The organism is Pseudomonas imrae, from assembly GCF_046352735.2.
GTDB lineage: Bacteria > Pseudomonadota > Gammaproteobacteria > Pseudomonadales > Pseudomonadaceae > Aquipseudomonas > Aquipseudomonas imrae.
Genome location: NZ_CP110853.2, coordinates 3687781 through 3707786, shown reverse-complemented (window position 1 = coordinate 3707786; position 20006 = coordinate 3687781). Strand labels below are relative to the sequence as shown.

The window sequence follows — 20006 nt, the reverse complement described above, 5'->3', positions numbered from 1 at the left end:
CAGATAATGGCTATCGAAATCAAAGCCCCCTCATTCCCGGAATCGGTTGCCGATGGCACCGTTGCCACCTGGCACAAGAAACCAGGCGAAGCCGTCAAGCGTGACGACCTGATCGTCGACATCGAGACCGACAAAGTCGTTCTGGAAGTGTTGGCTGAAGCCGACGGCGTGCTGGGTGCCATCGTTGCCGAGGAAGGCGCTACCGTCCTGTCCAACCAGGTACTGGGTTCGATCGAAGAGGGTAGCGCTGCTGCCGCTGCTCCAGCCGCCGCTGCTGCTCCGGCTGCCGCACCTGCTGCTGCCGCTCCGGCTGCTGGTGGTGAAGATCCAATCGCTGCACCGGCTGCGCGTCAGTTGGCTGAAGAAAACGGTATCAACCTGGCTTCCATCAAAGGCACCGGCAAAGACGGCCGTGTGACCAAGGAAGACGTGGTAGCTGCTGTTGAAGCCAAGAAAAACGCTCCGGCTGCCGCGCCTGCCAAGGCTGCTGCCCCGGCTGCCGCTGCTCCTGTGTTCGCCGCTGGCGACCGCACCGAGAAGCGCGTACCGATGACCCGCGTACGTGCCACCGTGGCCAAGCGCCTGGTTGAAGCACAATCGAACATGGCGATGCTGACCACGTTCAACGAAGTCGACATGACTGAAGTCATGGCCCTGCGTTCGAAGTACAAGGATCTGTTCGAGAAGTCCCACAATGGCGTGCGCCTTGGCTTCATGTCGTTCTTTGTAAAGGCGGCTACCGAGGCGCTGAAACGCTTCCCGGCAGTCAACGCTTCGATCGACGGCGGCGACATCGTTTACCATGGCTACGCAGATATCGGCGTTGCCGTATCCAGCGACCGTGGCCTGGTAGTGCCGGTTCTGCGTAACGCCGAACTGATGAGCCTGGCTGAAATCGAAGGCGGCATCGCCGGCTTCGGCAAGAAAGCCCGTGACGGCAAGCTGACCATCGACGAGATGACTGGCGGTACGTTCACCATTACTAACGGTGGTACTTTCGGTTCGATGATGTCGACCCCGATCGTCAACCCGCCACAAGCGGCGATCCTGGGGATGCACAACATCATCCAGCGCCCTATGGCGATCAACGGCCAAGTCGTGATTCGTCCGATGATGTACCTGGCACTGTCCTACGATCACCGCCTGATCGACGGTAAAGAAGCCGTGACATTCCTGGTGACTATCAAGAACCTGCTGGAAGACCCGGCTCGTCTGCTGCTGGATATTTGATTGAAGCAGCTTCAAGTTGCAAGCTACAAGCTGCAAGTAAAAGCAGCTTGGCTTGCAGCTTGATGCTTGAAGCTTGCCGCTAAATAGAGGATCTATTTTCATGTCTCAGAAATTTGACGTTGTAGTGATTGGTGCGGGCCCTGGCGGCTACGTCGCCGCTATCAAGGCCGCACAACTGGGCCTCTCGACTGCTTGCATCGAAAAATACACTGACAAGGAAGGCAAACTGGCGCTGGGCGGTACTTGCCTGAATGTTGGTTGCATTCCTTCCAAGGCGCTGCTGGACAGCTCCTGGAAGTTTCATGAAGCCCAAGACGGTTTCGCGATCCACGGTATCAACCACGCTGGCGTGACCATGGATGTACCGGCAATGGTCGGCCGCAAGGCCAACATCGTCAAAGGCCTGACTTCCGGCGTTGCCACCTTGTTCAAGGCCAATGGCGTCACGTCCCTGCAAGGCCACGGCAAACTGCTGGCCGGCAAGAAAGTTGAAATCACCAAGCCAGACGGTTCGACCGAGATCATCGAGGCCGAGAACGTGATCCTGGCTCCGGGTTCGCGTCCAATCGACATTCCACCGGCTCCAGTTGACCAGAACGTGATCGTCGATTCGACCGGTGCCCTGGAGTTCCAATCGGTTCCAAAACGCCTTGGCGTGATCGGCGCTGGCGTGATCGGCCTGGAACTGGGTTCGGTCTGGTCCCGCCTGGGTTCGCAAGTAACCGTGCTGGAAGCCCTGGACACGTTCCTGCTGGCTGCCGACACTGCAGTGTCCAAAGAAGCGCTGAAAACCCTGACCAAGCAAGGTCTGGACATCAAGCTGGGCGCTCGTGTAACCGGTTCGAAAGTCAACGGCGAAGAAGTTGTCGTGACCTACACCGACAAGGATGGCGAGCAGACCATCACTTTCGACAAGCTGATCGTTGCCGTTGGTCGCCGTCCAGTGACCGCTGATCTGCTGGCAGCTGACAGCGGTGTGACTATCGACGAGCGTGGCTTCATCCACGTTGACGATCACTGCGCGACCACTGTTCCTGGCGTCTACGCCATCGGTGACGTGGTTCGCGGCATGATGCTCGCGCACAAGGCGTCCGAAGAAGGCATCATGGTCGTCGAGCGCATCAAGGGTCACAAGACCCAGATGAACTACGACCTGATCCCGTCCGTGATCTACACCCATCCGGAAATTGCATGGGTCGGTAAAAACGAACAGCAGTTGAAAGCTGAAGGCGTTGAAGTTAACGTCGGCACCTTCCCGTTTGCCGCTTCTGGCCGTGCCATGGCAGCGAACGACACTGGCGGCTTTGTCAAAGTCATCGCTGATGCCAAGACTGACCGCGTACTGGGTGTCCACGTGATTGGCCCAGGCGCAGCAGAGCTGGTTCAGCAGGGCGCTATTGGTATGGAATTCGGCACCAGCGCCGAAGACATCGGCATGATGGTTTTCTCCCATCCGACCCTGTCTGAAGCGCTGCACGAAGCCGCGTTGGCAGTGAATGGCCATGCCATCCACATTGCCAACAAGAAGAAGCGCTAAGCGAGATAATAAGAAACCACGGCGGTTGCCCGTCGTGAGCCTTGCGCGCAAGACTCACCGCGGAATATCCGCTGGACGCAGTCTTGCGCAGCTTTGCCGGCCTTAGGGCGGTGGAGCTGGGCAAGCAGCAGTCACAGGTGGCGCGGCACTCATAATGAGCGCAGCGCCGAATGCGCAGTACCTAACGAAGACGGTAAAAAGCATGAATCTTCACGAGTATCAGGGTAAGCAGCTGTTCGCTGAATACGGCCTGCCAGTATCCAAGGGCTACGCAGTAGACACCCCGGAAGCAGCAGCAGAAGCTTGCGACAAAATCGGCGGTACTGAATGGGTTGTCAAAGCCCAGGTCCACGCTGGTGGTCGCGGTAAAGCGGGCGGCGTTAAGCTGGTTCGCAGCAAAGAAGACGCCAAGGCCTTCGCACAGCAGTGGCTGGGCAAGCGTCTGGTGACTTACCAGACTGACGCCAATGGCCAGCCAGTCACCAAGATCCTGGTTGAATCGTGCACTGATATCGCTAAAGAGCTGTACCTGGGCGCTGTCGTTGACCGTTCGAGCCGTCGCATCGTGTTCATGGCCTCCACCGAAGGTGGCGTGGACATTGAGAAGATCGCTCACGAAACCCCAGAAAAAATTCTGAAAGCCACTATCGACCCACTGGTTGGCGCTCAGCCATTCCAGGGTCGCGAGCTGGCTTTCCAGCTGGGTCTGGAAGGCAAGCAAGTTGCCCAGTTCGCCAAGATCTTCGTAGGTCTGGCCAAACTGTTCCAGGATCACGATCTGGCCCTGCTGGAAGTGAACCCGCTGGTGATCAAGGCTGACGGCGATCTGCATTGCCTCGACGCCAAGATCAACATCGACGCCAACGCCATGTACCGTCAGCCTAAGCTGAAGACTTTCCACGATCCGTCGCAAGACGATCCGCGCGAAGCGCACGCTGCCAAGTTCGAACTGAACTACGTAGCCCTGGAAGGTAACATCGGTTGCATGGTCAACGGTGCTGGCCTGGCCATGGGTACCATGGACATTGTCAACCTGCATGGCGGCAAGCCAGCCAACTTCCTCGACGTAGGTGGTGGTGCTACCAAGGAACGCGTTACCGAAGCGTTCAAGATCATCCTGTCCGACTCCAACGTCGCGGCAGTATTGGTCAACATCTTCGGCGGCATCGTTCGCTGCGACATGATTGCCGAAGGCATCATCGGTGCAGTGAAAGAAGTCGGCGTGAAAATCCCGGTTGTTGTTCGCCTTGAAGGCAACAACGCTGAACTGGGCGCTAAAGTACTGGCAGAAAGCGGTTTGAACATCATCGCGGCTACCAGCCTGACCGACGCTGCTCAACAAGTTGTCAAAGCTGCGGAGGGCAAATAATGAGCGTCCTGATCAATAAAGACACCAAAGTTATCTGCCAGGGTATTACCGGTTCGCAAGGTAGCTTCCACACCCAGCAAGCCATCGAATACGGCACCAAGATGGTTGGTGGCGTAACTCCGGGCAAAGGCGGCACCGAGCACTTGGGGCTGCCAGTGTTTAACACCGTGAAAGATGCTGTTGCTCAAACTGGCGCTACCGCCAGCGTGATCTACGTTCCAGCTCCTTTCTGCAAGGATTCGATCCTGGAAGCAGCATTCGGCGGCATCAAGCTGATCGTCTGCATCACCGAAGGCATTCCTACCCTGGACATGCTGGACGCCAAAGTTAAGTGCGACGAGCTGGGTGTAGTCCTGATCGGCCCTAACTGCCCAGGCGTGATCACCCCAGGCGAATGCAAGATCGGCATCATGCCAGGTCACATTCACTTGCCAGGCAAGGTCGGTATCGTTTCCCGTTCCGGCACCCTGACCTATGAAGCTGTTAAGCAGACCACTGATGCCGGTTTCGGTCAGTCGACTTGCGTCGGCATCGGCGGTGACCCAATCCCAGGTTCGAACTTCATCGATATCCTGAAGCTGTTCCAGGAAGACCCGAAGACCGAAGCGATCGTAATGATCGGTGAGATCGGCGGTTCGGCTGAAGAAGAAGCGGCTGCCTACATCAAGGCACACGTGACCAAGCCGGTTGTTTCCTACATCGCTGGTGTGACTGCCCCTGCTGGCAAGCGCATGGGCCATGCTGGCGCAATCATCTCTGGCGGCAAGGGCACTGCAGACGAGAAGTTTGCTGCCCTGGAAGACGCAGGCGTGAAAACCGTGCGTTCGCTGGCAGACATCGGCAAAGCTTTGTCCGAGCTGACCGGCTGGGCGATCAAGTAAGCCTCGCGCTTAGCTGACGCTTGACCACACAAAGGCCACCTTCGGGTGGCCTTTGTGCGTTCTGGGGCTTGCTGAAGATCAAATGTGGGAGGGGGCTTGCTCCCGATAGCCATGTACCAGTCACTGTCTATGCTGACTGACACACCGCCATCGGGAGCAAGCGCCCTCCCACTTTTTGTCCGTGTTGCCAAATTAAGTATGAAAACGCGACATTCGAATGTCGCTTATCGGACAGTGCGCCCCGCAACAGTGCGTTTGTCGGCTTAATTCGGTACCCTTGCCGCCTCTTTATGCGTCCGCCTCCCAAAAGGAAGCTGCGCGCTAGAACGGTCGTCCCCCATCCGGGTCGGCAGCAGTTCCCTCATCCACAGGGAATCCCTCTCTAAATTCCGATTCAGTAGTGTGGTATTTCCTCAAATGAAAGTGTTGAAAAGCCAGGATATCCTGGCGTTGGGCTTTATGACGTTTGCCCTGTTCGTGGGCGCCGGCAACATCATCTTCCCGCCTATCGTCGGCTTGCAGTCCGGACCTCATGTCTGGATGGCGGCGCTGGGCTTTTTGATCACCGCAGTCGGCTTGCCTGTGGTGACCGTAGTCGCGCTGGCCAAGGTCGGTGGCGCAATGGACGCGCTGAGCAGCCCTATCGGCAAGATCGCCGGTGGCTTGCTGGCCGCGGCGGCCTACCTGGCCGTCGGGCCGTTGTTCGCCACCCCGCGTACCGCGACCGTCTCCTTTGAAGTAGGCCTTGCACCGTTGACCGGTGAGAGCCCGCTGGCACTGTTCCTCTACAGCTCGGTGTACTTCCTGCTGGTGTTCTTCATTTCCCTGTATCCAGGGCGTTTGCTCGATACCGTGGGTCGCTTCCTGGCGCCGTTGAAGATCATCGCCCTGGCGGTACTCGGCATCGCGGCCTTTGCGCTGCCGGCCGGTGATGTGGGCGTTGCTACGCCCGAGTATGTGGCGGCGCCGTTTTCCCAGGGCTTCATCAATGGCTACCTGACCATGGATACCTTGGGCGCGTTGGTTTTTGGCATCGTCATCGTCAATGCCATTCGTTCCCGTGGCGTCGAGTCGCCCCAATTGATCACTCGCTACGCGATCATCGCCGGCCTGATTGCCGGTGTGGGCCTGGCATTGGTGTACATCAGCCTGTTCCGCCTGGGGTCAAGCAGCCACGAAGTGGCGACCGGTGCCACCAACGGCGCGGCGGTGTTGCATGCTTACGTACAGCACACTTTCGGCTCTTTGGGCAGCGGTTTCCTGGCGGTACTGATTTCCCTGGCATGCCTGGTGACGGCCGTAGGCCTGACCTGTGCTTGTGCCGAGTATTTCAGCCGGGTGCTGCCGCTGTCCTATAAAACCCTGGTGGTGATCCTGGCGGTATTCTCACTGGTGGTATCTAACCTGGGCCTGACCAAGCTGATTGCGTTCTCGATCCCGGTGCTTACCGCAATCTACCCGCCATGCATCGTGTTGGTGGCCCTGAGCTTCTGCAAAGACTTCTGGCAGGAGCAAGGGCGAATTGTCGGTCCGGTCATGCTGGTGTCGTTCATCTTCGGCTGTATCGATGCGCTTAAGGGCGCAGGCCTGGCGGATTGGATGCCCACTCAACTGGCCGATCTGCCGCTCAGTGATCAAGGTCTGGCCTGGCTGGTGCCGTCAGTGATGACGCTGGTGGTTGCGGTCTTCGTTGACCGGTTGCTCGGCAAGCGCAGCGAAGCCATCGCTTAAGCGTCCGGTCATACGCTGACACCGAAATGCCCCGTATCAATCGATCCGGGGCATTTTTTGTGGGCGACGAGCAGTGTCTTTTTCTGTGAGCTAACGTCGAAGGGTTACGAAATCCAAAAGTTGGAACTCATTCAAAGTGAGAGCAAGCAAGCTGGCTCCCACATTGTTCTGCGTTCGCCAAACTCATCGTGTAAAGGAACCGAATGTCGTTCGTCGAAGCCAATTTGATCCATCTGCTTGCCGCGCTCTGGTTTGTGATTTGTTGGGGTGGCTACACCCGCTATGCAAGTTGGAAGGCTCGGGATACTGCGTGCCTGGCCAGCGTCCTGCATTTGTATCGCGAAGACTGGATGCGTCGGATGCTGTTGCGCGACAACCGGATCGCGGATGCCAGTGTAGTTGGTAACCTGGAGCGCAATGCCTCGTTCTTCGCCTCCAGTACCTTGATTATCCTTGCCGGTATCTTGACCGTGCTGGGCGCATCGGAGCGGGCGGTGTCGTTGCTGGCGGATATTCCTATGGTGCAGCAAGCCTCCCAGGGCATGTCGGAAATCAAGTTGTTATGTCTGGCGCTGGTATTCGTATATGCCTTCTTCACTTTCAGTTGGTGCATGCGCCAATACAACTTTGCCGCGGTATTGGTGGGCTCGGCGCCGATGGTTGGTGAGCGGCATGTTTCTGAACAGGAGCGCAAGGCATTTGCCTCTCGGGCGGCGCGGGTGATTTCGATGGCAGCCAACCAGTTCAACCTTGGCCTGCGCGCTTATTATTTCGGTATGACCATGCTCGCCTGGTTTATCAGTCCATGGTTGTTCATGTTGATGAGTTCAGGAGTAGTGCTGGTGTTATATCGTCGGGAGTTTCATTCCGACGTCCTGGAAGTGATGGTCTACACCCCGACGGAGGCCCCCGTGCCTGAGTCGACGAAGGAAGCGACATCCTGAGTTGACCGGCTATGGTGCGCGAGCAGTGGTTGCACTGGGCAGAGTAAACCTTAGACAAAAAAAGCCCGCTATTAAGCGGGCTTTTTTTGCAAATGGCTATTCAAGCCAGGGTATTCAAGTCGTCAGACTCAAGAACCGGTTGCAGGTGTGGCAGGTGCAGCGGCAGCAGCAGCTTCTTTGGCTGCAGCAGCGTCAGATTCAGCTTTAGCTTTGGCTGCTTCAGCGTTTTCTTTTGCAGCGTCGTTCACTTTATCCTGAGCTTCGCTCATTTTTTCTTGAGCTTGTTCAGCGTGTTGAGTTGCATCCTGAGCTTTGTCCTCGGATTTTTTATCGCAGGCAGCGAGGCCAAGGGCAGCGGCCAACATCAAGGAAACGGCTAAAGTCTTGCGCATGGGGTGTTTCTCCTTATTGAAGATATCTACTGGCCTTTCGAGCATGAGGTGTGGCCATTAGTTCCTTAGTCTTACAGATATATAAGGCATTTCGCCATGGAACTTTCTTGCGGGTTATCTTTTTTGTCGAATCAATACTAATAAGAGTCTTTATCGAATGACCGATAACCTCATTTTAGAGCGTTCCGTGCGCTTCGTCTCCGCCTTGCGCCACTGTCAGGTGCTGGGTATTCAGGTTCATGACGCCGGTAGCGATGGCATGACGCTGCTGCTGCCCTACAGCCTGGACATTGTCGCCGACCTGCAGACAGGAGTGATCCATGGGGGGGCCCTTACCTCGTTGATGGACACCGCCTGTGGCATGGCCACCCTGTGTGTGTTGCCAGAGTTCGAAGTGTGTCCCACCTTGGACTTGCGCATTGACTACATGCATCAGGCCGAGCCCCATAAAACCGTGTTCGGTTTCGCTCAATGCTATCGAGTGACCAAGGATGTGATTTTTACCCGTGGTTATGCCTATCAGGATGATCCACAGCAGCCCATTGCCCATGTGGTGGGTACTTTCATGCGCATGGGCAAGCGGCTCAAGGGCACGCAGGGTTTGGGCAGCGTGATCAAGGGAGAGCAGGCATGACTCATCGATTCAGGACGCGCATGGAACAGGCCCACAGGCGCGGTGACTATAAGGCAGTGCTCGACCAGATACCCTACGCCAGGCTGATCGGCATCCAATGCACGCGCCAGGGCGACGAGTTGTTATTTTGCATGCCGGCCAACAAGGACAACATTGGTAACCCGATATTGCCGGCGATCCATGGCGGGGTCATTGCGGGCTTTATGGAGCTGTCGGCAGCGCTGCATCTGCTGATATTCACCGGTGCGCCCGGCGTTGAAAGAAGCATGCCCAAGATTGTCGATTTTTCCCTCGACTACCTGCGGGCCGGGCAGTTTCGCGACACCTACGCCCAATGTCAGGTGTGGCGCCAGGGCCGGCGAGTGGCCAATGTCGCGATCAACGCCTGGCAAAGCACTCAGGCTGAACCTATCGCCACGGCCCGCGCCCATTTCAAGATCCCGGAATACAGTTGCCCTTGAAATTCTGGTCTTAGCCCCCAACTTTGATGACAACCCGCCGCCAACCCTCAAGGGGGCGGCCATTGCCATCCAAATTGGAGTTTGATGACCATGAGTGTGGAAACTCAAAAGGAAACCCTGGGCTTCCAGACCGAGGTGAAGCAGCTGCTGCACCTCATGATCCATTCGCTGTATTCCAACAAGGAAATTTTCCTTCGCGAATTGATCTCGAACGCCTCTGACGCTGTCGACAAATTACGTTTCGAAGCCCTGTCCAAGCCAGAGTTGCTGGAAGGTGGCGCAGAGCTGAAAATCCGCGTGAGCTTCGACAAAGACGCGAAAACCGTCACCCTCGAAGACAACGGCATCGGCATGAGCCGTGACGATGTGATCACCCACCTGGGGACCATCGCCAAATCCGGCACCGCCGATTTCATGAAGAATCTGTCAGGTGACCAGAAAAAAGACTCGCACTTGATCGGCCAGTTCGGCGTGGGGTTCTATTCCGCGTTTATCGTTGCCGACCAGGTTGAAGTGTTCAGCCGTCGCGCCGGCCTTGCCGCCAGCGACGGTGTGCATTGGTCGTCCAAAGGTGAGGGCGAGTTTGAAGTCGCCACCGTCGAGAAAGAGGATCGCGGCACCCGTATTGTCCTGCACCTGAAGTCCGGTGAAGACGAGTTTGCCGATGGTTGGCGCCTGCGCAACATCATCAAGAAGTACTCCGACCACATCGCCCTGCCGATCGAGTTGCCCAAGGAACAAGCTGCTGCAGAAGGCGAAGAAGCGCCTGCTGCGGAGTGGGAAGTGGTCAACCGCGCCAGCGCCCTGTGGACCCGTCCTCGTACCGAGATCAAGGACGAGGAATACCAGGAGTTCTATAAACACATCGGTCATGACTACGAGAACCCGCTGAGCTGGAGTCATAACAAGGTCGAAGGCAAGCTGGAATACAGTTCCCTGCTGTATGTGCCGGCGCGCGCCCCGTTCGACCTGTACCAGCGTGAAGCCCCTAAAGGCCTCAAGCTGTACGTACAGCGTGTGTTCGTCATGGACCAGGCAGAGTCCTTCCTGCCGCTGTACCTGCGCTTCATCAAGGGTGTGGTGGATTCCAACGACCTGTCGCTGAACGTATCGCGGGAAATCCTGCAGAAAGACCCGATCATTGATTCGATGAAGTCGGCGCTGACCAAGCGTGTCCTCGACATGCTGGAAAAACTGGCGAAGAACGAGCCGGAGCAATACAAAGGCTTCTGGAAAAACTTCGGCCAAGTCATGAAAGAAGGTCCGGCAGAAGATTTCGCCAACAAGGAAAAAATCGCCGGGCTGCTGCGCTTCGCCTCCACCCAGGGGGAAGACGGCGAGCAGATCGTGTCCTTGGCTGAATACCTGGCTCGCGCCAAGGAAGGTCAGGACAAGATTTACTATCTGACCGGTGAAACCTATGCTCAGGTCAAGAACAGCCCGCACCTGGAAGTCTTCCGTAAGAAAGGCATCGAAGTACTGCTGCTCACCGACCGTATCGATGAGTGGCTGATGAGCTACCTCAGCGAGTTCGACGGCAAGACCTTTGTCGATGTCGCTCGTGGCGACCTGGACTTGGGTAACCTGGATTCGGAAGAAGACAAAAAAGCTGCTGAAGAAGTGGCCAAGTCCAAAGAGGGTCTGGTCGAACGAATCAAGACTGCGTTGGGCGATGCCGTCAGCGAAGTGCGGGTTTCCCACCGCCTGACCGACTCCCCGGCGATCCTGGCCATCGGCGAGCAGGACCTGGGCATGCAGATGCGCCAGATCCTCGAAGCCAGCGGCCAGAAGGTTCCGGACTCCAAGCCGATCTTCGAATTCAACCCGGCTCACCCATTGATCGAGAAACTCGACGGCGAGCAGAGCGAAGAGCGTTTTGGCGACCTGTCGCACATTCTCTTCGATCAGGCAGCTCTGGCTGCCGGCGACAGCTTGAAAGACCCGGCCGCGTATGTGCGCCGACTGAACAAGTTATTGGTTGAGTTGTCGGTTTAGCACTGATGGAGAAAAGCCCGCTTCGGCGGGCTTTTTCGTTCTAGTGATCCTAGCTGGAGAAGATGATGAGTCAAGTCACCGTACGTTCTGTGGTCTATCAGATTGATGGTCAGTCTTATGAAAGCCGCCTGGCGTTTGATGCCAGTCAGAAGGAGCCGCGACCGGGTTTGTTGATGGCGCCGAACTGGATGGGCGTCAGCGCAGGTGCCGAAGAGATCGCCAAGGCCGTGGCCGGCAAGGGCTATGTAGTGTTGATCGCCGATCTCTACGGGCAAAAAGTGCGCCCGTCGAATGGCGATGAAGCCGGGGCGGCAATGATGCCGTTGAAAAATGACCGTGCGTTGCTCAACAAACGCATGCAGGCGGCATTCGAGCAACTGCAAGGGCAGACTGAGGCTGCGGTCGATACGTCGAAACTGGCGACCTTCGGCTTTTGCTTCGGCGGCTGCTGTTCCCTGGAACTGGCCCGTACCGGTGCGCCGGTCAAGGCTGCGGTCTCGTTCCACGGCACTCTCGATACGCCGAACCCGGCAGATGCGAAGAACATCAAAGGTTCAGTGTTGGTGTTGCATGGCGCTAGCGACCCATTGGTACCCAAAGAGCAATTGCCGGCGTTCGAAGATGAAATGAACGCGGCGGATGTAGATTGGCAGTTGCTTAGTTATGGCGGTGCGGTGCATTCCTTCACCGACCCGCAAGCCAATGTGCCGGGCAAGATGATGTATGACGCGAAGACCGCTGAGCGGGCCTTCCGGTCGATGCATAACCTGTTGGATGAAGTGTTCAAGGGCTGAATCTTAGCGCCTGTTCTGGCCTTTTTGCGAGCAAGCCCGCTTCCACAGTTGACCGAATTCGAATGTGGGAGCGGGCTTGCCCGCGATAGTTATCTGACAGGCAATTCAATTCTTTCAGTTTCTCCGGGCACCGTCGGCCAATCCCCAGCTGCCCACCGTTGCCGCGCCTGTTCGATCAGTGCCGGATCGCTCGCCACAAAATTCCAGTTGATCCGCCGTGGCCCATCCAGCGCCGCGCCACCGAATATCACCAGATGGCAATCGCTTTCGGCAAACAACGTCATCTCCTGCCGTCCAGGTAACACAACCAGGGTGTGCGCCTCTAGCGCTTCGCCATCCAACTGAGCTTCGCCTTCCAGTACATATACTGCGCGTTCCTCATGTTCATCGGGAATCAGCAGTGTCGTGGCCGTTTGCATCTGCACTTCGGCATACAGCGTGGGCGATAGCACCGGTACCGGTGATTCGAGGCAGAACCCATTACCCGCGATCAGGCGGATCTGTACCCCCAGGTTGTCGCTCGCCGGTAGGCTCGCTGCCGGGTGATGGCTGTAATGTCCAGGTCCCGTCTCGTGGTCCTTGGGCGATGCCAGCCAGACTTGCAACCCATGCAGGCTGAAGCCGTTGGCCTTGAGTACCTCGGGTGTACGTTCGACGTGGGCAATCGCGCTGCCTGCGGTCATCCAGCTGACGTCACCGGCCTTGACCACCTGATCGGAGCCAAGACTGTCCTTGTGCAGCAGTTCACCTTCAAACAGATAGGTCAGTGTCGACAAGCCGATGTGCGGGTGCTGGCGAATATTCATTCCGGTGCCAGGGGCGTAGCGGGTAGTAAGCATGTGGTCGAAGAACACGAAAGGCCCGACGCTGCGGCATTGCCGTGAAGGCAGCGGGCGCAGGATCGGCTGGCCCTCGACGTCTTCTGGGCGAGGGCGGATCACGGTCATTGTGGTCATGGTGCATCCCAGTCTGAGCGGGTTTGGATGGCTTGAGCATAACCCGCTCGACAGGGTTTGGGGTTATTGGCTGAAAGCGCCTTCCGAGAGCCTGGTCTCGATGGTTACTTCGGCCGTGGTCATCAACTTGTGTACCGGACACTTGTCTGCAACCCTGTGCAACTCATCGCGCTGTGCGTCGGTGAGCACACCCTTGAGGGTCAGCTTGACGTTGAGTTTGTATTTGCCCTTTTGCTCCTCGGTGGCGTCGTGGGTGACTTCCACAGTCACACCGGTCAGCGGGATGTCTTTTTTCTGGGCGTAGAGCTTGACGGTCAAGGCTTTGCACGACGCCAGGGCCGCGTCGAAGTAGTCATGGGGGGAGGGCGCCGAGTCGTCGCCACCGAGGCTCTTGGGCAGGTCGGTAAACAGCTCATGGTTATTGATATTGACGCTATGGCGAAAGTTGTCGGCGTTCAGTGTGTTTACGGTAACAGGCATGGCGAACCTCATAAGATGGCGGGATGAAGATCATGCAGTTATAGAGCATGCTGGCACGCGGGTGTTCCGTGTTTTTTATCGCTGAACCCTAGCGGTTGCCGTGCGGTCTACTTTTTATCGTCATATATCGAGAGTTTCCCGTGCCCTGGACCCGTTTGAGCGTTGCCCTATTGTTCGCTGCCATCAGTTGCGCTGCACAGGCTCGCGACTATGCCTACAGCGACGTACACCTGCATTACGTTGATTTCTTCCAGGAAACGGCGGGCATGGACAAGCTGCTCAAGGCCATGGCCGACAATCACATCGAGCATGTGATGATCTCTGGCGTCCCGGTCGCAAAAAAATGGCACGAGGACGAGCCCAAGCGCCCGCGTTACTACGCCGGCGATGATGCTGATGCCTATTGGTATAGCGCCACCGATGTGATCGTTGCGGCAGCGGTCAACAAGCTCTCACCCGAGCAGCGCCAGCGCTTCCACCCGTTCCTGGCGGGGTTCAACCCCAACGACAAGAATTCCGCCGCGCATATCCAGCGTATGCTCGACCTTAATCCCGGTCTTTGGCAGGGCATCGGCGAGGTTTTCACTCGACACGACGACCTGACCGCGCTGACATCGGGAGACACGCCACGGGCAAATAATGAAGCCATGACCCGGATCTATCATCTGGCTGCAGAAAACGACTTGCCGGTGATGCTGCACTCCAACATCACTTCCAAGCGTGAGCGCAACCCGCTGTACCTGGCGGAAATCGAGGAGCCGCTGCGTAATCATCCTCATACGCGGTTTATCTGGGCACATGCCGGCACGAGCATGGAGATTCATCGGCACCAGACGCAGCTGGAGTTTCTGTTGCCAACCCTGAGTCGGATGCTGGAAGCCTATCCCAATTTGTACATCGACCTGTCCTGGAGCGTGCTCACGCCGTATTTGCTGGACGAGGCGGGCAAACCCAGGCCCGAGTGGGTCAAGCTGGTAGAGCGCTTCCCGGAGCGCTTCATGATTGGCTCCGATGTGGTAGGGCGTTTCAACAAGTTGGGCGAGAAAATGCACAGCTTTGATCCGTTCCTTGATGCTTTGCCTGAAGACGTTGCGCGAAAGGTCGCACGGGATAATTTCCTCTCCATTCTGCCGAAATCTCTGTAGGCGCTCCGATCACGCCGCACAGATTGTCATTCTCCCGTCACACCGGTGTCATAAGCTCCCGCCATCTCAACCAAGGAGCGCACTATGCACCTAACCCGTTTAAGCGCCCTGGCGGCGCTGATGATGATCAGCGGCTTGGCCAGCGCCGAAGTCCGTATCGAAGGGCCGGTGGAGTACGGCGTGTTTGAAGGCCCGAAAGCCGAACTGCAGTCGGGGGAACGCGTGCTACGCCGCAGCAATGAGCAGATCCAGCCCACCACCGAGGTGCCGGCGAAACTGGGGACTAAATTTGGCCTGCGCTACCAGTTGCTCGGAAAAGTCGCTGAAGACACGCCGCTGACGTTGCTTTACTTCACTCCCGGCATCCGCACCGCGGATGGGGTGCGGCATGACAAGTTTGAAGTGACCCAGAAGCTGGTGCCTGGCGCGCCACAGGACGTAATGGCTTATGAATTCACGGAGCAGTATGAAGTGGTGCCGGGTGAGTGGCGCTTCATGGTGTTCCAGGGTGACCGCCTGCTGACGCAGAAGAGCTTTACCGTTCGCTGAGTCGATATGCCGGACGCTTTTCCCAAGGCCAAAAAAAACGCCCCGGAATCGGGGCGTTTTCACGGGATCGAGCTGCGAGGCTTACTTGCCCTGCCAGCGTTTCAGCACGAGGGTGGCATTGGTGCCGCCGAAGCCGAAGCTGTTGCTCATCACGGTGTTGATGCTGGCATCTTCACGGGTCTTGGTCAGGATCGGCATGTCGGCAATTGCCGGATCCAGTTCGTCGATGTTGGCAGAACCTGCCATGAAGTTCCCTTCCATCATCAACAGGCAGTAGATCGCTTCGTGAACGCCTGCGGCGCCCAGAGAGTGGCCAGACAGGCTCTTGGTAGAGCTGATGGCCGGTGCCTTGTCGCCGAATACCGCGCGAACACCTTCCATTTCCTTGGCATCGCCGACCGGAGTCGAAGTGCCGTGGGTGTTCAGGTAGTCGATCGGAGTGTCAACGGTGGACATGGCCATCTGCATGCAGCGGATGGCGCCTTCGCCGCTTGGTGCGACCATGTCGTAGCCGTCGGAGGTGGCGCCGTAGCCGACGATTTCCGCGTAGATCTTCGCGCCACGGGCCAGGGCGTGTTCCAGCTCCTCGACCACCACCATGCCGCCACCGCCGGCGATGACGAAACCGTCACGCTTGGCATCGTAGGCACGCGAGGCCTTTTCCGGGGTTTCGTTGTATTGGGTCGACAGCGCGCCCATGGCGTCGAACAGGAACGATTGGCTCCAATGCTCTTCTTCACCGCCGCCGGCGAACACGATGTCCTGCTTGCCCAGCTGGATCTGCTCGACCGCGGTACCGATGCAGTGAGCACTGGTGGCGCAAGCGGAGGAGATCGAGTAGTTCACGCCCTTGATCTGGAAAGGGGTGGCCAGGCACGCGGAAACGGTGCTGCCCATGGTCCGCGTGACGCGGTACGGACCGACGCGCTTGACGCCTTTTTCACGCAGGATGTCCAGCGCTTCCATCTGGTTGAGGGTGGACGCGCCGCCCGAACCGGCGATCAGGCCGGTTCGCACGTTGGACACCTGGTCGTCGCTCAAGCCGGAATCGGCGATTGCATCTTTCATGGCCAGGTAGGCATAAGCTGCGGCGTGGCCGACGAAGCGATAGATCTTGCGATCGATCAGTTCTTCGAGGGGCAGGTCGATGGAGCCGGAAACCTGGCTACGCAGACCCATTTCGGCATATTCCGGGTTGAAGCGGATGCCAGGGCGACTTGCACGCAGGTTAGCGGAGACGGTCTCTTTGTCATTGCCCAGGCACGAAACGATGCCCAGACCAGTGATAACGACGCGGCGCATGCGGATAACCCTTAAAAGTTGTCAGTGGAAGTAAACACGCCGACGCGAAGGCCGTCGGCGGTGTAGATCTCGCGACCGTCGACGCTCACCGAACCATCGGCGATGGCCAGGTTCAGCTTGCCCTTGAGGACGCGCTTGATTTGAATGTTATAGGTGACTTTCTTGGCGGTCGGCAGGACCTGGCCAAAGAACTTCACTTCGCCCGAACCCAGGGCGCGGCCGCGGCCCGGCAGACCTTGCCAGCCGAGGAAGAAACCGACCAGTTGCCACATGGCGTCAAGGCCCAGGCAGCCTGGCATTACCGGATCGCCTTCGAAGTGGCAGGCGAAGAACCACAGGTCCGGATTGATATCCAGCTCGGCGACCAATTCACCTTTGCCGTACTTGCCACCCTCTTCGCTGATATGGGTGATGCGATCTACCATCAGCATGTTCGGGGCGGGCAATTGCGCGTTACCTGGGCCGAACAGCTCACCGCGACTGCAGCGCAGCAGGTCTTCCCGGGTAAAGGCGTTTTGTTTGGTCATGCGAGCTCCTCAATAATCCCATGCGGCAGGGTAGGGTAAATCTTCCCGACCGACTGAAGCGTGCTTGCCTCTTATCGGCAGCCTACACGTAGACTATTGCGTTGTAGTGAAAGTCACAGCATCAAGGACATGAATGTACACTTGTGCACTGAAATTTTAAACCTGACCTTTTTACAGGTCCGTTCGGGTGCCTAAGACTGCCGCACTTTCGTCTTTCACGCCAGTCGCAGTTGGCTGCCGGTAATCATCTAATGAACCCAGCGTTGTAGGATTTGTTGCAAATCCGTGCGTTTGAACGGCTTGGCCAGGTAGTCGTTCATTCCAGCCGCCAGGCAGGCTTCCCGGTCGCCCTGCAGTGCGTTGGCCGTCAACGCAATGATCGGCAGGTCGGCACAGCCGGGCAGCCGGCGAATCTGTCGGGTGGCTTCGTAGCCATCGATCAACGGCAGGCGGCAATCCATCAGGATCGCGGTAAAGATCAGGCTTTCGGCGCTGCGAATGGCCTGGGCGCCATCGGTCGCAATGCTGACCTCGAATCCCAGGCTGCGCAACATGGCCTCGACGACAGTGCGGTTGACCGGGTTGTCTTCCACCAGCAGTACATTGCGCCCGTCGCCCGCGCTGGCTTTGCCTTGGATATCCGGCGCAATGACCGGCAGGCTTTGTTGGTAGATCGCCAGCGGAATTTCCAGGGTAAATACCGAGCCTTGGCCTTCGTCGCTTTGGGCGCGCAATGTGCCGCCCATGCGTTCGGCCAGCGTGCGGGCAATGGGCAGGCCCAGGCCGGTGCCCCCGTAACGCCGTGAAATGGAGCTGTCGGCTTGCTGGAAAGCGTCGAACATCAATTCCAGGCGTTCGGTCGAGATGCCAATTCCGCTGTCGCGCACAGTACAGGTGAACCACAGCAACTCATGGTCCAGGGTTTGCCAGTGTGGTTCGACACTAATAGCGCCTTGCTCGGTGAATTTCAGCGCGTTGCCTATCAGGTTGACCAGAATCTGGCGGATGCGGGTCGGATCGCCCTGGACCTGTAACGGCTCCATGCCTGGCGGAATCGATGACTCCAGCGCCAGGCCACGCTGTATGGCGCTGTGCTGGAAGGATTGGATGCAGCTCTGGATCAGCTCCAGCAGATTGAACGGGATGTGCTCCAACTCCAGGGCCGAACGCTCGATACGCGAGAAATCGAGGATGTCGTTAATGACTTTGAGCAGATGCTCGGTGGACTCCGATGCCAGCGCGGCATATTCGGTTTGTTCGTCGGTCATGGTGGTGGTTTCGAGCAACTGCAACATACCCAGTACGCCATTCATCGGCGTGCGCAGTTCGTGGCTCATCATGGCCAGGAAGTCGGATTTTGCGCTGTTGGCCCGCTCGGCCTCTTCACGGGTCTGGATCAGCTGGGCCATGGCCTGATGCTGTTCGCGGCTGGCCTGGTGCAAGCCTTCGGCAAGATTGTTGATGTGGCGCGACAAGTCCCCCAGTTCTGAGTCATCGACGATAGGCAGTGGGGTCTTGTAGTCCCCTCGCTGGATCGCCTTGACCGCATTGCCCATGGCGCTGATGGGTTGCGACAGACTGGCGGCCAGGCGCCGGGCCAGGAGAAAAGTGAAAAGCAGGGCAAACAACGCAAGGATCCCGGCCTTGAAAAGGATTTCCTGCTGGCGTTGGCTGAAGGCGTCGTTGGACATACCGACAATCACCCGACCCAGGTAATCGGCCCTTGGTGCTTTGGGCTGCTCGATGCTGTCCTGGAAAAAGTCGTTGCCCAGTTGGATATGTTGCAGGCGAATCGGTGCCTGGAAGACCTTTACCGACAATGAGCGATCGTGCTTTTCCGTAGGCTGCTCAACATATACCAAGATGTTTTCCGAGCTGTCCTGAATCTCCAGGAAGCGCACATGCGGCGTAGCCAGGGTCGCCCGCAGAAGACTTTCCAGTACATCGTTATTGCCGGAAATTACCCCGTATTCGGTGGCGGGCGCCAATTGGTTGGCGATCAACTGGCCGGTATGGTCCAGTTCCTGACGCAGGTCCTGGAGGCGCACGAAAGTAAAGAAACTGATCAATAGCAGCGTCAACAGCAGGGCCGGGCCCAGGGTGATGATCTGGGTACGCGTGTTGATGTCCCAGCGGCGACGCAAGGTCATGGGCGTTTCTCTCCTTCGGCCAATCGGGTCGCGACGGCGTTCTCATCCACTTGTTCGATCCCCAGCGAGCGTGCTACCTGCGGGTTGCCCACGACTTTGAAGTGCTGTGGGTACAGGGCGCGCGGCCAGTGGGTGGGTGGTTGATCCAGTAAGCGTTCGAGAACTTTCAGCCAGTCGCCCTGATCGCTGTAGGTACTGGCCAGGCTACCGGCCCTGACGAAGCCAGCGTTGGGACCGATCAACGGAAGCTGCCGGGCGTAGCTGCTCAAGAGCAGGTTTTTTACGGTTTTCGGGTTGTACAAATACGTGTCGTCCAGACCCAGCAACACATCGCTGTGTTTGAACAAGGTCTGTAGCGGGCGGCTGTCATTGGTGTCTTCCCAGCGCTGAGACACGATTTCCAGGCCCAGGGGCTCGGCGTACTGGCGTAGCTCTCGCAACAGGAATTCGCTGTCCTTGCCGTAAAGCACTCCAATGCGTCGGTATTGCGGCAGGATGCTGGCGATCAGGCGCAGTTGCCTGTCCAGCGGTGGGTCGCTCCAGAGCAGGCTGATCTTGTCTGGCAAGCGACCTCCCAGGCGTTGCTGGGCTTGCAGCCGACTGATGCGCAGCACCAGGGTCGCAGGGCCCCGGCTGTCTTGCAGGCGCCAGTCCAGGCTGGGCAGATCCAGCAGGATCAGGCGGGTGGCGGCAGGCAATTGGCCGGGCGCAGGCAGATCCTTGATCGGCTTGAAGATGACGTTATCTTTGGGGCGCTGCTGGGCCAGTGCCTGGGTGAAGGCTTGTACACCCGAGCTGTCCTCGGCAGCGGCCAGCAGGATTTCTGCGCTCAAGGCTTGTGCGCTCGACAGCAGGCTGACGAGCAGCAGGCAGCTGCGCCAGAGCCTGGCGTAGAAGAAAGAGGTCATCCGTGACTGAGCTGGGTTCAT

At 57.8% G+C, this 20006-nt stretch carries 19 protein-coding genes; 12 read left to right on the top strand and 7 right to left on the bottom strand.

Annotated features, from left to right (window positions below; translation table 11 throughout):
• The first annotated feature begins 6 nt into the window (after positions 1–6).
• The 6 genes from odhB (at position 7) to OQ460_RS16695 (ending at position 7692) form a co-directional block, all read left to right on the top strand.
• Complete coding sequence (gene odhB / locus OQ460_RS16720) at positions 7–1230, top strand: 2-oxoglutarate dehydrogenase complex dihydrolipoyllysine-residue succinyltransferase (RefSeq protein WP_057438862.1); 1224 nt, start codon at positions 7–9, stop codon at positions 1228–1230.
• A gap of 100 nt (positions 1231–1330) precedes the next feature.
• Positions 1331–2767 carry a dihydrolipoyl dehydrogenase gene (gene lpdA, locus OQ460_RS16715; protein ID WP_410018515.1) on the top strand — a complete coding sequence of 479 codons (1437 nt, stop codon included), beginning with the start codon at positions 1331–1333 and terminating at the stop codon, positions 2765–2767.
• Positions 2768–2969: 202 nt separating this feature from the next.
• Complete coding sequence (gene sucC / locus OQ460_RS16710; protein WP_003233235.1) at positions 2970–4136, top strand: ADP-forming succinate--CoA ligase subunit beta; 1167 nt, start codon at positions 2970–2972, stop codon at positions 4134–4136.
• Positions 4136–5017: a succinate--CoA ligase subunit alpha gene (gene sucD, locus OQ460_RS16705; protein ID WP_101208037.1), complete on the top strand. Its 882-nt coding sequence runs from the start codon at positions 4136–4138 to the stop codon at positions 5015–5017. Before sucC ends, sucD begins: the two co-directional genes overlap by 1 nt.
• A 417-nt stretch (positions 5018–5434) precedes the next feature.
• Positions 5435–6748, top strand: coding sequence for a branched-chain amino acid transport system II carrier protein (gene brnQ, locus OQ460_RS16700; protein WP_410018514.1), 1314 nt, complete (start codon positions 5435–5437; stop codon positions 6746–6748).
• A 203-nt stretch (positions 6749–6951) separates the two neighbouring features.
• Complete coding sequence (locus OQ460_RS16695) at positions 6952–7692, top strand: DUF599 domain-containing protein (protein ID WP_410018513.1); 741 nt, start codon at positions 6952–6954, stop codon at positions 7690–7692.
• Positions 7693–7820: 128 nt separating this feature from the next.
• Here the strand turns inward: OQ460_RS16695 and OQ460_RS16690 are convergent, their stop codons facing one another.
• Positions 7821–8084 carry a hypothetical protein gene (locus tag OQ460_RS16690; RefSeq protein WP_410018512.1) on the bottom strand — a complete coding sequence of 88 codons (264 nt, stop codon included), beginning with the start codon at positions 8082–8084 and terminating at the stop codon, positions 7821–7823.
• 157 nt (positions 8085–8241) lie between these two features.
• Here OQ460_RS16690 and OQ460_RS16685 point away from each other — a divergent pair, with 157 nt between their 5' ends.
• The 4 genes from OQ460_RS16685 to OQ460_RS16670 all read left to right on the top strand — a co-directional run bounded on the left by OQ460_RS16685 (position 8242) and on the right by OQ460_RS16670 (position 11968).
• Positions 8242–8718 (top strand): PaaI family thioesterase, encoded by a 477-nt coding sequence (locus OQ460_RS16685; RefSeq protein WP_410018511.1) that lies wholly within the window; start codon positions 8242–8244, stop codon positions 8716–8718.
• Positions 8715–9179 (top strand): PaaI family thioesterase, encoded by a 465-nt coding sequence (locus OQ460_RS16680; RefSeq protein WP_410018510.1) that lies wholly within the window; start codon positions 8715–8717, stop codon positions 9177–9179. Before OQ460_RS16685 ends, OQ460_RS16680 begins: the two co-directional genes overlap by 4 nt.
• 90 nt (positions 9180–9269) lie before the next feature.
• Positions 9270–11174, top strand: a complete 1905-nt coding sequence (gene htpG / locus OQ460_RS16675) for a molecular chaperone HtpG (protein WP_410018509.1) — start codon at positions 9270–9272, stop codon at positions 11172–11174.
• 65 nt (positions 11175–11239) lie between these two features.
• Entirely contained in the window at positions 11240–11968 is a 729-nt protein-coding gene (locus OQ460_RS16670) for a dienelactone hydrolase family protein (protein WP_410018508.1), read from the top strand.
• A gap of 89 nt (positions 11969–12057) precedes the next feature.
• Here the strand turns inward: OQ460_RS16670 and OQ460_RS16665 are convergent, their stop codons facing one another.
• On the bottom strand, positions 12058–12924 hold the full coding sequence (locus OQ460_RS16665) for a pirin family protein (RefSeq protein ID WP_410018507.1): 867 nt from the start codon (positions 12922–12924) through the stop codon (positions 12058–12060).
• A 63-nt stretch (positions 12925–12987) separates the two neighbouring features.
• Positions 12988–13404: an OsmC family protein gene (locus tag OQ460_RS16660; protein WP_410018506.1), complete on the bottom strand. Its 417-nt coding sequence runs from the start codon at positions 13402–13404 to the stop codon at positions 12988–12990.
• Positions 13405–13526: 122 nt separating this feature from the next.
• Here OQ460_RS16660 and OQ460_RS16655 point away from each other — a divergent pair, with 122 nt between their 5' ends.
• Positions 13527–14549, top strand: a complete 1023-nt coding sequence (locus OQ460_RS16655; protein WP_410022032.1) for an amidohydrolase family protein — start codon at positions 13527–13529, stop codon at positions 14547–14549.
• Between the two features lie 84 nt (positions 14550–14633).
• Positions 14634–15098 (top strand): DUF3859 domain-containing protein, encoded by a 465-nt coding sequence (locus OQ460_RS16650; RefSeq protein WP_410018505.1) that lies wholly within the window; start codon positions 14634–14636, stop codon positions 15096–15098.
• 81 nt (positions 15099–15179) lie between these two features.
• Here OQ460_RS16650 and fabB read toward each other — a convergent pair whose 3' ends face one another.
• From fabB to OQ460_RS16630, 4 genes are all read right to left on the bottom strand, one after another.
• A complete protein-coding gene (gene fabB, locus OQ460_RS16645) occupies positions 15180–16400 on the bottom strand; it encodes a beta-ketoacyl-ACP synthase I (protein WP_410018504.1) in 1221 nt (406 codons plus the stop codon).
• A gap of 11 nt (positions 16401–16411) precedes the next feature.
• Positions 16412–16927 (bottom strand): 3-hydroxyacyl-[acyl-carrier-protein] dehydratase FabA, encoded by a 516-nt coding sequence (gene fabA / locus OQ460_RS16640; protein ID WP_410018503.1) that lies wholly within the window; start codon positions 16925–16927, stop codon positions 16412–16414.
• Between the two features lie 248 nt (positions 16928–17175).
• Positions 17176–19077 carry an ATP-binding protein gene (locus tag OQ460_RS16635; protein WP_410018502.1) on the bottom strand — a complete coding sequence of 634 codons (1902 nt, stop codon included), beginning with the start codon at positions 19075–19077 and terminating at the stop codon, positions 17176–17178.
• Complete coding sequence (locus tag OQ460_RS16630; protein ID WP_410018501.1) at positions 19074–20006, bottom strand: ABC transporter substrate binding protein; 933 nt, start codon at positions 20004–20006, stop codon at positions 19074–19076. Before OQ460_RS16630 ends, OQ460_RS16635 begins: the two co-directional genes overlap by 4 nt.